This is a genomic window from Microbacterium sp. Z12_35, assembly GCF_058310475.1.
In genome coordinates, this window is the sequence record NZ_JBZEGJ010000002.1 from 374,920 (window position 1) to 387,795 (window position 12,876).

A 12,876-nucleotide genomic window follows, 5' to 3' on the forward strand; every position below is an offset into this window, starting at 1 on the left:
CTGACTCTTGACGCCGCCGCTGATGGCGAGGCTTGCCGCCCTGCCGCAGTGCCGCAGTGCCGCGGAGGCCGTGAGGTGTCACGCGACGCGGACGTTCGCGCGGCGGGGTTACACGAGGGGTGGCAAAGCATCCGCCCGCGGCAGCAGCCTCAGGCGGTACCGGCGTAGCGCGTGGGACCCACCGCACGGGTGATGCACGGTCCGCGGCCCTCGCCCGACGATGACGCGAGTCGCCCCGCGACGATCAACCGTCACTTCGGATTACCGAGGACAACAACAGTGGAGGAACCAACATGTTCAGCAAAGCCGAGACACCGGCCGACGGAACGGGGCGACGAGCTGTGCTCGGGCGCGTCCTCGTGGCGACATCCATCGTGTTGGCCGTGGTGCTGATCACGTGTGGCACCGTGCTCTACAAGGCGTTCATCTCGCGCCCCAGCAACACCCCCGACGCTTTCCGTGACAGGCCGGCGTCCGCCTCGCTCATGGTCGTGGCAGGAGCCAGCACCGTCCAGGGCACGATCAGCGCGGACTGGGTCAGCGGCCTGTACGAGCCCGGCACCGATGTCGTGAACGCCGGCGTCAACGGTCACACGACGGGTGACCTGCTGGCGCGCCTTGATCACGATGTCATCGATCTCGACCCCGAGCGGGTCATCCTGCTGGTCGGCACCAACGACATCCGTCACGGCGTCGACCCCGCCGAGTCGCACGGGAACATGTCGGACATCCTCGACAAGCTCACGACCGAGACCGATGCCGATATCGCTGTCATGTCGCTGCAGCCGCTCGGCGAGCAAGTAAGCAGCGTGCACAACGACAAGGTCCGCGCCTACAACCTGATGCTCGAGGAGGAGGCCGCCGAACGAGGCGTCTCCTACCTGCCGCTCTTCGAGGAGCTCGTGCCGTTGCTCGACGACGAGGCTCCCGAGTTCTCGTTCCCGATCCTTGGCACCGCCTTCGACAGGTTCCTGTGGGGCAAGACCTTCAACGAGATGTCTGACCGTCACGGACTCCAGGTCACCGCCGACAACGTGCACCTCAACGAGCGCGGAGCCGCCGTCGCCGGCCAGCTGGCCGCCGCGTGGGTGGAGGAGACCCGATGAACGCCGAGCCGGTCCGGATGAGCGTACGTGGTGTCGCCGCTGCGAGCCCGTCGATCGCCTCCGAGCGCATCCTGACGAGCGACGTCACAGCCATCTTCACCGGGCGTGGCCTACTCCCCGCAGTCGTTGTGTGCACACCGGGCCCCGACGGCTGGGGCCGGGTGGGCTCGTCCCGCGACCTGCTGTTCTCCGATGGCGGCAGCGTGCAGGAGACGCTCCTCGAGTACCGCGAGGGCGAGCGGTACACGTACCGTGCCGTCGGGTTCACCAACGCACTGCGCTTCCTCACGACCGAGATGCACAGCGAGCTCCGCTTCACCGTCGGCGCATCAGGCGGAACTATCGTCGAGCGGATGGCTGAGTTCGCCCCCCGGCCCTACCGGCGAAGCATCCTCCGCTTCGTCTTCGCACCACTGTGGAAGCGCTACATGGAGGACGTCATCCGCCGAGAGATCGCCTACATCGAGCAGGCCGCCGAGGCGGGATGACCCCGGAAGACGAAGAAGCCCGGACCCTTTGCGGGTCCGGGCTTCTTCGCGTATCCGCGCCGGGTCGTCAAGCCACGGTCTCGGTGACCACGTGGCGCTCGACTCCGATCGTGACGCGGGTCACGAGCGCCGCGACGGCACCGACGGCGACGAGGACCGGAGCCAGGAAGAGACCGACCGTGGCCACTGCGACGCCGGCCGTGAGTGGCACTTCGAGGATGGTCTCCCCGGTATCGCGCTTGACGAAGAGGCGGCTGACGTTGCCCTCACGGACGATCTCGCGAACGCGGGTGACCGCGTCCTCGGCATCGACTTCGAACTCCTCGTACGCCTTGTGGCTGTTCTCGCTCATGAGAGTGTTCCCTTCTCTTTTTCGGCCGGCTCATCCGGCCGTGTCAGGACACTAGGCATCTGCACCGCAGCCGCGCCTCCCCCCGTGGTGTCGATCAGCGTGGTCCGCGGTATGCCCCTCGTCCGTACCGAGGGGTGACGTGCTCGGCGCACGCGCGGCCCTACCTTTCCGAAATCAACCCGCATCGACCCAAAACGGATTCGAAGGATGACCATCATGACCGCCACCCCAGCATCGCTGAGCTCCGCTGCCTCGACACGGCTCCTGAGCCCGCTGCGGGCGGCTCGGGCCATCGGCCCGGAGGCTCTCGAGTACGCCGTCCACGGTCTTGTGCTCTTCGTCGCCGTCGTCGGTGCGACGTTCGTCGCCGACTATCCCGCGTGGAAGATGCTCATCTACTCCTCGAGCGCTGTCGTCCTCTTCTGGTGCGCACACGTCTACTCGGCAGTCCTCGCCGACCAGCACACCCCCAGCGCCTCCGTGCCGACCGGCATCGCGACGGTGTGGCATGAGATGAGGCGTCACATCCCCCTTCTCGAGGCGTGCATCGCTCCCGCCGTCCCCCTCGTCCTGGCATCGATCGGGGTGCTGCCCTCGCCGATGGCATACGCCGTGAGCCTCACCACCGGGATTGTCACGCTCGCTATCGTCGGCTTCCTGTCTCTGCGCAACCGCCACGCTTCGATGCGGCGCTCGCTGTTCGCGGCGGTGACGACCGCGGGCTTCGGCGCCGGAATCATCGCCGCTGAGACCTTCCTCCACTGATCCGCCGAGACACTGCGCCCACTCGCAGGCGAATGTCTCGCGGGCAGCTGCCTCACCATACGACGGTAGGGGGCCGACACCCACCGCCGGGTGATGACGCGGCAGGAGATCGGCCGTAGCGTAACGGCGAAGGCCGCTCCGCCGGCCGGAGAGGGCGATCGTGACAAGCACGACGAACGGGAGAGCAGCCGGCCGTCAATCGAATGTGGAACTGCCGTTCTGGGCATGGTGCACGGCCGCCGCATTCTGCGCGGCGCTCTTCACGGCCTCGGTTCCGATCACGACCGCGGTCTACGACGTTCCGCTTCTGGTGGCCTTCGCGATCTGCACCGTTCAGTCCGGCTCGTTGATTCTCACGATCTTCCGGCCGCTCGTCGGCGCCGCCGCGCATCTCGCATCCATCGTCGCGCTGGCCCTGGCGACGCGCGGCTTCCCCGAAGGGCCGTGGCCGCTGCCCGTCACCGGATTGATCTCGCTGGGCGCCCTGATCCTTCTTCTCGGGATCCGCGAACGCTGGATCGTGTCCGTGACCGTGTGGTGGCTGAGCATCGTCGTGCTCGTCGCGGTGATCGCCGCATCCCCCGCGCAGTACGCGTCACCCGATCAGTGGGGGACCAATCTGATCATTTACAGCAGCTACACGGTCACCGTTCTGGCTGCCGCGATCGCCGTGGGCCAGAGAGCCCACATTCGCAGCGATCTCGCGCGAGCACGCCGGGATATCGAACTCGAGCACGCGCAGCGCCTGTACGTCGAGGAACGCGGGCGCATCGCGCGCGAGCTGCACGACGTCGTCGCCCACAGCATGTCGATCATCCACATGCAGGCGATCTCCGCACCCTTCCGCCTCCGCGACGCCGCACCCTCTGCCATCGAGGAGGAGTTCTCCGGCATCGCCCGCTCCGCGCGCACGGCGTTGTCCGAGATGAGGCAGCTGCTGGGCGCTCTCCGCTCCGGTGACGAGGACGCCGACCTCGTACCGCAGCCCCAGCTCACCGAGTTGTCCGAGCTCGCGCAGTCTGCGTCGCGCGCCGGAACCGATGTCGAGATCGTCACCGATCCCCGCGCGTTCACAACCAGCTCGCTCGTGCAACTGACCGCATACCGCATCGTCCAAGAAGCCCTCAGCAATGTCGTGCGCCATGCTGCGGGCGCTCCGACGACGGTGAGAGTAAGCGTCGGCGAGGATTCGGTCTACATCGAGGTGCGCAACGCCGGACCCGGCCGCGTGACCGGCACAGCGGAAGAAACGCCGATCGCCGACCTTGGTGGCCAGGGATTGCGCGGAATGCGAGAACGCGTGAGCCTCTTAGGAGGACACGTGTCGACCGGACCTACGCCTGACGGCGGCTACCTCGTGAATGCCGTCCTGCCCGCCGCGATCGACAGCCGACTGGAGACGTCATGACCGTCCGAGTGCTCATCGTGGACGACCAGCCGATGTACCGGGCGGGGATGTCCGCCATCCTCGGGGCGGCGGACGGCATCGCCGTCGTCGGGGAGGCCGGCGACGGCGAGGAAGCGCTCGCGCGGAACCGCGTGCTTCATCCCGACGTCGTGCTCATGGACGTGCGCATGCCGAAGATGAACGGCATCGACGCCACCCGTCAGCTGACGCGTCCCACCGGGCCGGCGAACATTCCACGCGTGATCATGCTCACGACCTTCGATATCGACGAGTACGTCTATGCCGCGCTGGAGGCCGGCGCGAGCGGCTTCCTGTTGAAAGACGCCGACGCCCAAGAGCTCGCATCCGCGGTGCACATCGTCGCCGGAGGCGATTCCCTCCTCTCCCCGCGCGTGACGCGCCGACTCATCGAGGACTTCGTCGCGAGCAAGCCGACCGGGTTGCAGTCCACGACCGTCTTCAACAGCCTCACCGACCGTGAGCGCGAGGTGTTCCTGCTGATCGCCACCGGGCGGTCGAACTCCGAGATCGGCAAGGAGCTGTTTATGGCGGAACAGACCGCGAAAAGCCATGTCAGCCGCATCCTGTCCAAGCTGCACCTCCGCGATCGTATCCACGCCGTGATGCTCGCCTACGACACCGGGCTCGTCAGGCCCGGTGCGCCCGGCTGAGGATCGCCGGGTACCCCTACACGCGTACGGGCAAAGAGCACCGGCGGGGTGAAGACCCCTCCGGCATCCGGCTCGTACCTTCGGGGAAGTGTCGCATGGAGCGGCTACGACCCGAGCAGGGAGACCGCGATGATCAGCAGGACCAGTCCCACGACCAGCGACATGCCGGTGAGCAAGACCGGCCACCCCGACCCATTCTGGGGTCGCCACCGCAAAGGCCTCATGATCACCGGGATCGTCACGGCCGGGCTCGTCGTCGGGAGCCTCGGTTCGTATGGCGTGCTCCGGTCCATCCCGCCGGAGTTCCCCCTCGTCTACTCCGAGACCATCGAGCCGGGCGCGACCGAGGGGGTCGCGCTGGCCGACCCGGCGATCGCGCTGACCTTCGCGCGGGTAGCCACGGCCACTGGGCCTGCCGTCCTCGCCGTCACCGACTATTCCGGCGGCGAGATCACCGGGATCGATATCAGTGCTGCCACCGGTACCGCTCACACCGAGCCGATCACCGCCTTCAACACTCTCGGCTACGACACGCTCCACGACGTCGCGACCGACGCGTCGCAACCCACGGTCACGGTGGCGGCCTCCGCGGTGCTCACGGCGATCGAGACGCACAAGCACCATGTCGGGACCGGAACAAACTACGTCGAGCACCAGGAGGAGGCGACCATCCACGAGCCGTATCTCTTCCCGAAGGTGGGTGCGATCACCGATTCGAACGAGCCGCTGGCCGCCGGCGTCGGTGGACTGCTCGACTATGAGGTTGAACTCGGCCTCGTGGCGATGAACGACATCACCGCCGAGACCGGCATCCCCGAGTACATGGGCCTTCTGCTCACCAACGACTGGACCGATCGCGAGCTTCTCGTCAGCCAGATCGACCCTGACAACCTGACCGACGCGGCCGGCTTCACCAACGCGAAGAGCCAGCCCGGCTTCTTCAGCACCGGCGACCTGTTCGTGATCCCCGCGGACTGGCAGACCTTCTACCGGGACCTCGAACTCGACCTCTTCGTCAACGGCGACCTGCGCCAGCGCGCCCACCCCGCCGACATGGTCTGGGACGCGGCCGAGCTGATCGAGCAGACCCTCGCCATCGGCGACCGCACGTGGGACAGCGACGGCGTGCAGACTCCGCTCACCGCGGAGCCCGGGGTGATCAGCCGGGGCACCATCATCCAGAGCGGAACGCCGGAGGGCGTGATCTATCGCGCCCCCGACACCCGACAGCGTGTCCTCGGGTTCATGGAGTACGCGGCCAGCTTCGGCACCAACGCCGATTCCATCGTCGACTCCGCCCTGAAGGTCTACGTCCGCGATGCCCACGAGGCGGGCGTGTACCTGCAGCCCGGCGACATGATCGTCACACGCGCGGAGGGACTCGGCCAGATCTTCACGGACATCGTCGCGGGAGAGCGCTCCGAGACCGAGGACCTGAACTGATTCTCGTCCCGGATCGTCCCGCGGCTTCGGCCGCAGGGGCCGATTCGGTGCGACGGATGTGATGGCCCGCGACGCACGTCAAACGTAGGTGGTGTCTCGAGTCATCGGACCTTGACCAGCCCTTGCTGGTAGGCGGCGACGACCAGCTGGGCGCGGTCTCGTGCCCCCACCTTCATCATCGCGCGGTGAATGTGCGTCCGAACCGTCAGAGGACTCACGACCAGCCGCGCGGCGATCTCCTGGTTCGACAGGCCGTGGGCGGCGAGAGCCGTGAGCTCGCGTTCTCTGTCGGTCAGCGTCTCCAGTGAACCCCGGGGCGGCTCGCCGATGCTTCGAGCGCCGCACAAGTAGCGCCCGATCAGCGCGCGGGTCGCCGTCGGCGACAGAAGCGCCTCCCCGCCCACTACCGTGCGAATCCCGGCGAGCAGCACATCCGGGGTCACGTCCTTGCCGAGGAATCCGCTCGCTCCCGCTTCCAGCGCGCGGGCCACATACTCGTCCGTCTCGAACGTCGTGAGGATCAGGACCCGCGTGCGCGCGAGCTCGGGGGCGGAGCAGATCCGCTTCGTCGCGGCCAGCCCGTCGAGGACGGGCATGCGGATGTCCATCAGCACCAGATCGGGCCCGTGCCGCTGCGCGAGATCGACCGCTTCCTCTCCGTTGGCCGCCTCCGCGACGACCACCATGTCGTCGCAGGAGTCGATCAGCATCCGGAACGTCGAGCGCAGGAGCGCTTGATCGTCGGCGAGAAGGATTCGAATCATCCGGTCACCACGTCTTCCTGCCAGGGCGCGAGGGGGATGGTGAGGCAGACCTCGTACCGATCGGGGCCGGTCGGGCCCGCCTGCACCGACCCGCCGACCGCGCGCGCGCGTTCACGCATGCCGATCAGGCCATAGCCTTCCGCTCCGGCCGGGACGCCGCCGACGGAAGTGTTGACGACCCGAACCGAGAAGGTGTGCTCGTCATAGATCAGCGAGACCGTGACGACGGGATCGACCGCGTGTTTGGTGACGTTGGTCAGGGCTTCCTGGATGACGCGGAACGCGGTGAGTCCGACAAGTGACGGCAAGGTCCGCGGGTTCCCGTCGCTGACCACGCTGACGTCCATCCCGGTTGCCCGGCAAGCCTCGATCAGATCGGGCAGCTGGTCGATGCCGGGCGCCGGCGGGGTCGCCTCCGTGGTGTCGTCGCCGGCGCCACGGAGCAATCCGACAGTCGCTTTGAGTTCGCGGAGAGCGGCCGACGTAGAGTCGCTCAGCCCCGCGAGGAGATCTGGCACCTGATCGGGTCGCTTAGCGAGCAGGTGGGCGGCGGTCCCGGCCTGCGCGTTCGCCACGGCGAGATGATGCGCGACGACATCATGCAGGTCACGGGCGATGCGTAGGCGTTCCTCGTCCAACCGGCGGCGTACCTCATCGTCTCGGTTGCGTTCGGCGTCTTCGGCGCGAGCCTGAACCACCCGTAGGTACTCCCGCTGGGCGTGGGCCAGCCGCCCGGCGAACACCGCGGGCAGGAGCCACAGGGCGACTCCGACGGTCTGCAGGAGCACCGCCCCCGTCGTCGGCCGCACCTCCGTTGCGATTCCGGCCACGGTCACCGCCAACACGGCGACACCCGTCCACCCGGCGGCGGTGCGGGCGCCGCAGCGAACCGTGAGCCGGTACAGGCATCCGATCAGCGGCGCCAGCAGCAACGGCGTCGGCAGGTAGCCCATCGCGCACGCGGCAGCCCCGCAGCCGATCGCGACACCGGTCGCGGCCCGCGGATAGCGCACCGACACGAGCAGGGCCGCGCTCGCCACCAGGCTCAGCAACGCTCCCGGCAGGAGGGCGGCCGGCCGGAAGATGCCCTCGGTGCTCACGCTCGCACCGAGGGCCGCGAAGACGAACGCGACCAGCGCCGCCAACACGTTCACCGCGCCGACTCTACCGGGGAGATGACTGCGGGGCTCCCGCATCCGCCAGTTCGGGATGTTCCGGCCCTGCATCCGCCGGATTGCGCGGCTCGTTCTCCAGCGACTCGCCCTCCACGTCCACCCGCGGCAGGACGCGATCGAGCCATCGGGGCAGCCACCAGGCACGTTCACCGAGCTGCTGCAGCAGGGCGGGTACGAGCAGGAGGCGCACGATGAACGCATCGAAGAAGACCGCGCACGCCAGCCCGAGTCCGACCATCTTGATGAGCGGTTCATGTGCTCCCGTGAACCCGCCGAACACCGCGATCATGATCACCGCGGCCGCAACCACGACTTTCGAGCTCTGCTGGAAGCCGGTGACGATTGCCTCCCGCGCGGGCAGCCCGCGCACGTGGGCCTCGCGCATCCGCGAGACCAGGAACACCTGGTAGTCCATCGCCAGTCCGAAGACGATCCCGACGAGAAGGATCGGCATCAGACTCATCACCGGCCCCATCTGCTCGACGCCGAGGAGTTCGGCCGCCCACCCCCACTGGAACACGGCGACGATCACGCCCAGCGCGGCGAACAGGGAGAGCAGGAAGCCGAGCGCCGCGGTGATGGGGATCCAGAGGGAGCGGAACACCACCATCAGGAGCAGCACGGCCAAGCCGATCACGATCGCGACGTAGGGCACGAGCGCCGATTGCATCTTCTGCGCCATGTCGATGTCCAGCGCGGTGGTGCCGGTGATCTCGTAGGTCACGTGCTCGGCGATCTCCACATCCGCGCGGGCGGAGCGCAGCTCATCGACAAGTTTCTCGGTGCGCTCGTCGGTGGGGCTCGTCGAGGGCACAGCGCTGAGGATCGCGGTGTCTCCTTGTTCGTTGAAGGTCGCCTCCGAGACCGACACAATCCCGTCGGTCGAGCTGATGCTGTCCACGACCGCTGCCACTGCGACGTCCGGATCCGCCGCATCCCGTGCGTCGACCACCACCGTCAGCGGACCGTTGTACCCCGGACCGAACGCTGCGGCCCGCAGATCGTATGCGCGCCGCTGCGTCTCTGTGACCGACAGCGAGGCGTCCCCGGGCGTGCCGAGCTGGAGCGACAGCGCGGGCACGGCGATTGCGGCGAGCAGACCGACACCGGCCACGGTCACCAGGAGCGGGCGACGCAGCACCAACCGCGTCCATGAGCGCGCTACTGGGTGGCGCGACGGGAGACGGAAATCGCCTCGACGTTGTGCGCGCGACAGAACCCTGTTCGGGGCGAAGCTCAGCAGTGCCGGGACGAGTGTCAGCGCCACCAGGACCGCGATCACCACCGCACCCGCGGCGGCGAGACCCATCTTCGCCAGCGACGGGATGCCCACCACCGACAGCGCGGCCAGCGCGATCACCACGGTCGTTCCCGCGAAGGCAACGGCCGAGCCGGCCGTGCCCACCGCACGAGCCGCAGCGTTCTCGGCGTCGTCGGGACCATGGCGCTCCTCCCGGAATCGCGAGACGACGAACATCGCGTAGTCGATACCGACCGCGAGCCCGAGCATGAGGGCGAGCATTCCGGTCGTGATCGTCATCTCGAGCGGGCCGGCCACGACCCAGACGCCGAGGAAGGAAATGGCGACACCGATGAGAGCCGTGAGGAGAGGAAGGCCCGCCGCGAGCAGCGAACCGAAGGTCATGAGCAGGACGACAGCGGCGATGGCGACGCCGGCGAGCTCCATGATGCTCATCTTGGTGCCGGTCTTGAGCGCCGACCCTGACATCTCCGCCGTCAACCCCGCGTCGCGCGCGTGGTCCACCGCGTCGGCCAAGGCTGTGCGGGATGCCTCCGTCACCTCGGACGAGGGCACCTCGTACGACACCGAAGCGAAGCCGGTCGCGCCGTCGGCGCTGATGGTGCCTCCGGGCGAGGGTGGAACCACCCGCGAGACCTGATCACCGTCGGTGATGGATGCCAGCGCCTTCTCGACAGCCAGGGCGTTCTCGGCGGACGCGAGCTCTTCGCCCGCCGGGGCGACGAACACGAGGGTCGCCGACGCGGCATCCGTTTCCGCGTCGGGAAAGCGTTCCTCGATGAGGTCGAACGCCTGCTGCGACTCGATTCCCGGAATGGTGGCCCGCGTGTTGACCGGCCCCTCCGATGTGACGGCGAGCGTCACCGCCCCGCCGAGCGCGAGCAGCCACACGGCGACGACCAGCCACCTTCGGCGATAGGAAAAACGACCAAGACGACTCAGCATGCTTGCCATGGGGGAGCACTCCACTTCTCATTGGGACTGTTCCCAGCCTCGCGACCCCTCCCCGTCCCGTCGTCGTGCAGATGCAGGCGGCGCATACGGAGATCGCCGTAGGACCGACGGCGCAGGGACCGACGACGTCGCGGCTGCATCGACGGTTTCACCGTCATCACTTCAGGAACTACGTGGTCGTCGAGGGCGCAGAGAACGGTGTCACCCGACGTGCCGACACGCAGGAAGACGGTGTGGCGGGGGGCAGGTCGGTCCAGGACGAAGTCTCGACGCCCTGGTGAGAAGAGTGTGGGCAGGTCGGCGATCAGGCGAGGATGCGGGTGATGGATTCGACCGCGGCGGCCCGCCTCGTGTCGCTGCTGGCACGCGTGTCGGCCGCCAGGAGGCCGATCGGGGCGAGCTGCCAGGCTTGGGCGACGGCGTAGATGATGACGAGGAGGTCGACTGCGCCGATGGCGGGCGATGCTTGCTGCTGCACTGATTCGACTTTCGCCAGATACGTCTCGAGCGGCTCGGAGGCGGCCTCCGGCCGTTCGAGCTGAGCCCAGAGGCAGATGCGCAGCACCTCGGGCCGACGCTGATGGAAGTCGAAGAGCTCGCCGACCCAGGTCGCCAGATCGGACGGACGAGGGGGCACTTCCTCCGCCATCCGCACGATCGCTTCGGAGAGCGCCGCGTCGAAAAGGCCGCTCTTATTGCCGAAGTACGCGTAGATCATGCGCACATTGCTCTCGGCATCCTTCGCGATGCGGTCGATCCTGCCGCCCGAGTAGCCATGCGCCGCGAACTCCGTCACCGCCGCCGAGAGAATCCGCGCCCGAGTCGCCTCCGCGTCTCGCTGCCGCATGCTCACTCCGTTCAGTGCCGTCGTTTGACGCGATCTCCATCGCGCGTCTAGTCTATAAGTAAACGGCTACTTACGTGGGTACGCCATCCGGCAGCGGGAGGCCGTGTTCTCGTCAACTCCCGACGCCCTCAATCAACCGTGGACCCCGGCCGGCATCCGGCGGCCGGTCGCACCCCTCGACAAATGGATGCAGGGAAGTCGCTCATCAGCGGGACTTCCCGGAAAGAGACACCGAATGACCGAGAACACCCCTCGAATCGCCGTCGTCACCGGGGCCAACCGTGGCCTGGGCCGAGCGACCGCTCGCACCCTCGCCCAGCGGGGCTTCGCCGTGGCGCTCACCTATCGAGGCGATGCTGACGAGGCATCCCGCGTCGTGGAGGAGATCCGCGCCGCAGGCGGTGATGCCATCGCCGCGCGACTCGACCTGGCCGATGTCGCCTCCTTCGCCGATTTCACAGTCTCGCTGCGGCGCGACATCGACGAGCGCTGGGGGCGTTCCGGCATCGACGTACTGGTGAACAATGCCGGGATCGGACTGTTCGGCCGCCTCGAAGACGCCACCGTCGACGAGTTCGACGCCCTGTTCGGAACGAACGTGCGCGGCACATTCTTCCTCATCCAGGCGCTGGCACCCCACATCAGCGACGGCGGTCGCATCATCAACGTATCCACCTCGCTCACCCGCCACGTCAGCCCCGGAACCTCGCTCTACGCCGCGTCGAAGAAGGCGGTGGAGGCCATCACCCGCAGCCTCGCCGTGGAGCTCGGGCCCCGCGGCATCCGCATCAACAGCATCGCCCCCGGCCCGACGGCCACTGACTTCAACGGCGGCGCCATGCGCGACGATCCCGAGCTGCGTAGAACCCTGGCCGCCACCACCGCGCTCGGCCGCGTCGGCCAGCCCGACGAGATCGCCGATGCCATCGCAGCCCTCGCGTCGAGCGAGCTGCGCTGGATGACGGCCGAACGCATCGAGGTCTCGGGCGGCAGTCTCCTCTAAACCCTGCTGCGCCGCCGCTACGCGCAACGGAATTTCGACCGGCTTGCCCGGTCTGTTGGAGGTCGGTGAACTCGAGGCACTTACGAGCCAGAACGTCGCGTGCGCGCGCAGCACCTCTGGGTAGTCGGACCGCGCTCGCGCTGGTGTTCCTCTTCGCTCCGCAGGTTGCGCCCCGCAGCGGTGGGTCGTAGAGTCTCTGGTAGAGGTACTAGTTCGTCTACATGCATAGGCGGACCCGATACGTACCGAGTCATCCGAACGACCCCCGAGAGGAAACACATCATGCCCACGAAGATCACGATCATCATCGACAATCCCGCCGACCCCGATGCCTTCGAGAAGGACTACACCGAGATTGCTGCGCAGGCCCGGCAATTCCCCGGGCTCCGCCGGCTCGAGGCGGCGAAGGTCTGGCCCAAGGAGGACGGCACGCCGACACCCGCGTATCGCACGCTCGACCTGTACTTCGACAGTTACGACGATGCGTCAGCTGCCGTCGCCACCCCCGCGGCCGGGGGGTTCTTCCAGCGGCTCTTCGGAACGGGAGCGTCCTTCACCGGGCTCTTCTCTGACATCGAAGCGGACTGACAGTTCGATCTCGGCGGTCCGGCAGCTATCGCAGATACAGGGCAACGACTG

The 12,876-nt window shown here is 67.7% G+C and carries 13 protein-coding genes; 8 read left to right on the forward strand and 5 right to left on the reverse strand.

Annotation, left to right across the window (positions count from 1 at the left end):
* Positions 1-293 precede the first annotated feature (293 nt).
* On the forward strand, positions 294-1,106 hold the full coding sequence (locus tag AC4FS1_RS14595; protein WP_491156315.1) for an SGNH/GDSL hydrolase family protein: 813 nt from the start codon (positions 294-296) through the stop codon (positions 1,104-1,106).
* On the forward strand, positions 1,103-1,594 hold the full coding sequence (locus tag AC4FS1_RS14600) for an SRPBCC family protein (protein ID WP_491156317.1): 492 nt from the start codon (positions 1,103-1,105) through the stop codon (positions 1,592-1,594). Before AC4FS1_RS14595 ends, AC4FS1_RS14600 begins: the two co-directional genes overlap by 4 nt.
* 67 nt (positions 1,595-1,661) lie before the next feature.
* Here AC4FS1_RS14600 and AC4FS1_RS14605 read toward each other — a convergent pair whose 3' ends face one another.
* On the reverse strand, positions 1,662-1,946 hold the full coding sequence (locus tag AC4FS1_RS14605) for a DUF4342 domain-containing protein (RefSeq protein WP_491156319.1): 285 nt from the start codon (positions 1,944-1,946) through the stop codon (positions 1,662-1,664).
* A gap of 216 nt (positions 1,947-2,162) precedes the next feature.
* On the opposite strand from AC4FS1_RS14605, the gene AC4FS1_RS14610 reads away from it, so the two are divergent.
* From AC4FS1_RS14610 to AC4FS1_RS14625, 4 genes are all read left to right on the forward strand, one after another.
* Positions 2,163-2,711 (forward strand): hypothetical protein, encoded by a 549-nt coding sequence (locus AC4FS1_RS14610; protein WP_491156321.1) that lies wholly within the window; start codon positions 2,163-2,165, stop codon positions 2,709-2,711.
* 160 nt (positions 2,712-2,871) lie between these two features.
* Positions 2,872-4,119, forward strand: coding sequence for a sensor histidine kinase (locus tag AC4FS1_RS14615; protein ID WP_491156322.1), 1,248 nt, complete (start codon positions 2,872-2,874; stop codon positions 4,117-4,119).
* Positions 4,116-4,790, forward strand: coding sequence for a response regulator (locus tag AC4FS1_RS14620; protein WP_491156323.1), 675 nt, complete (start codon positions 4,116-4,118; stop codon positions 4,788-4,790). Before AC4FS1_RS14615 ends, AC4FS1_RS14620 begins: the two co-directional genes overlap by 4 nt.
* 129 nt (positions 4,791-4,919) lie before the next feature.
* Positions 4,920-6,233 carry a fumarylacetoacetate hydrolase family protein gene (locus AC4FS1_RS14625; RefSeq protein WP_491156325.1) on the forward strand — a complete coding sequence of 438 codons (1,314 nt, stop codon included), beginning with the start codon at positions 4,920-4,922 and terminating at the stop codon, positions 6,231-6,233.
* 101 nt (positions 6,234-6,334) lie between these two features.
* On the opposite strand, the gene AC4FS1_RS14630 is transcribed toward AC4FS1_RS14625, so the two are convergent.
* The 4 genes from AC4FS1_RS14630 to AC4FS1_RS14645 form a co-directional block, all read right to left on the reverse strand.
* Positions 6,335-6,997: a response regulator transcription factor gene (locus AC4FS1_RS14630; protein ID WP_491156326.1), complete on the reverse strand. Its 663-nt coding sequence runs from the start codon at positions 6,995-6,997 to the stop codon at positions 6,335-6,337.
* Positions 6,994-8,151: a sensor histidine kinase gene (locus AC4FS1_RS14635; RefSeq protein ID WP_491156328.1), complete on the reverse strand. Its 1,158-nt coding sequence runs from the start codon at positions 8,149-8,151 to the stop codon at positions 6,994-6,996. The genes AC4FS1_RS14630 and AC4FS1_RS14635 overlap by 4 nt, the downstream gene beginning before the upstream one ends.
* A 10-nt stretch (positions 8,152-8,161) precedes the next feature.
* Positions 8,162-10,387: an MMPL family transporter gene (locus AC4FS1_RS14640; RefSeq protein ID WP_491156330.1), complete on the reverse strand. Its 2,226-nt coding sequence runs from the start codon at positions 10,385-10,387 to the stop codon at positions 8,162-8,164.
* A gap of 304 nt (positions 10,388-10,691) precedes the next feature.
* Positions 10,692-11,234 (reverse strand): TetR/AcrR family transcriptional regulator, encoded by a 543-nt coding sequence (locus AC4FS1_RS14645; RefSeq protein WP_491156331.1) that lies wholly within the window; start codon positions 11,232-11,234, stop codon positions 10,692-10,694.
* A 235-nt stretch (positions 11,235-11,469) separates the two neighbouring features.
* Between AC4FS1_RS14645 and AC4FS1_RS14650 the strand changes: the two genes are divergently transcribed.
* Together AC4FS1_RS14650 and AC4FS1_RS14655 are read left to right on the forward strand one after the other, a co-directional pair.
* Positions 11,470-12,237 (forward strand): SDR family NAD(P)-dependent oxidoreductase, encoded by a 768-nt coding sequence (locus AC4FS1_RS14650; protein WP_491156333.1) that lies wholly within the window; start codon positions 11,470-11,472, stop codon positions 12,235-12,237.
* 282 nt (positions 12,238-12,519) lie between these two features.
* The gene (locus tag AC4FS1_RS14655; RefSeq protein ID WP_491156334.1) at positions 12,520-12,825 is read left to right on the forward strand and encodes an EthD family reductase; all 306 of its coding nucleotides are present in this window, start codon (positions 12,520-12,522) and stop codon (positions 12,823-12,825) included.
* Positions 12,826-12,876: the final 51 nt, after the last annotated feature.

Bases quoted from the DNA above. Each gene is read 5' to 3' on its own strand.
- AC4FS1_RS14600 (WP_491156317.1), top strand. From the start codon at position 1,103: ATGAACGCCGAGCCGGTCCGGATGAGCGTACGTGGTGTCGCCGCTGCG.
- AC4FS1_RS14620 (WP_491156323.1), top strand. From the start codon at position 4,116: ATGACCGTCCGAGTGCTCATCGTGGACGACCAGCCGATGTACCGGGCG.
- AC4FS1_RS14640 (WP_491156330.1), bottom strand. From the start codon at position 10,387: ATGGCAAGCATGCTGAGTCGTCTTGGTCGTTTTTCCTATCGCCGAAGG.
- AC4FS1_RS14605 (WP_491156319.1), bottom strand. From the start codon at position 1,946: ATGAGCGAGAACAGCCACAAGGCGTACGAGGAGTTCGAAGTCGATGCC.
- AC4FS1_RS14595 (WP_491156315.1), top strand. From the start codon at position 294: ATGTTCAGCAAAGCCGAGACACCGGCCGACGGAACGGGGCGACGAGCT.
- AC4FS1_RS14650 (WP_491156333.1), top strand. From the start codon at position 11,470: ATGACCGAGAACACCCCTCGAATCGCCGTCGTCACCGGGGCCAACCGT.
- AC4FS1_RS14655 (WP_491156334.1), top strand. From the start codon at position 12,520: ATGCCCACGAAGATCACGATCATCATCGACAATCCCGCCGACCCCGAT.
- AC4FS1_RS14645 (WP_491156331.1), bottom strand. From the start codon at position 11,234: ATGCGGCAGCGAGACGCGGAGGCGACTCGGGCGCGGATTCTCTCGGCG.
- AC4FS1_RS14630 (WP_491156326.1), bottom strand. From the start codon at position 6,997: ATGATTCGAATCCTTCTCGCCGACGATCAAGCGCTCCTGCGCTCGACG.
- AC4FS1_RS14625 (WP_491156325.1), top strand. From the start codon at position 4,920: ATGATCAGCAGGACCAGTCCCACGACCAGCGACATGCCGGTGAGCAAG.
- AC4FS1_RS14610 (WP_491156321.1), top strand. From the start codon at position 2,163: ATGACCGCCACCCCAGCATCGCTGAGCTCCGCTGCCTCGACACGGCTC.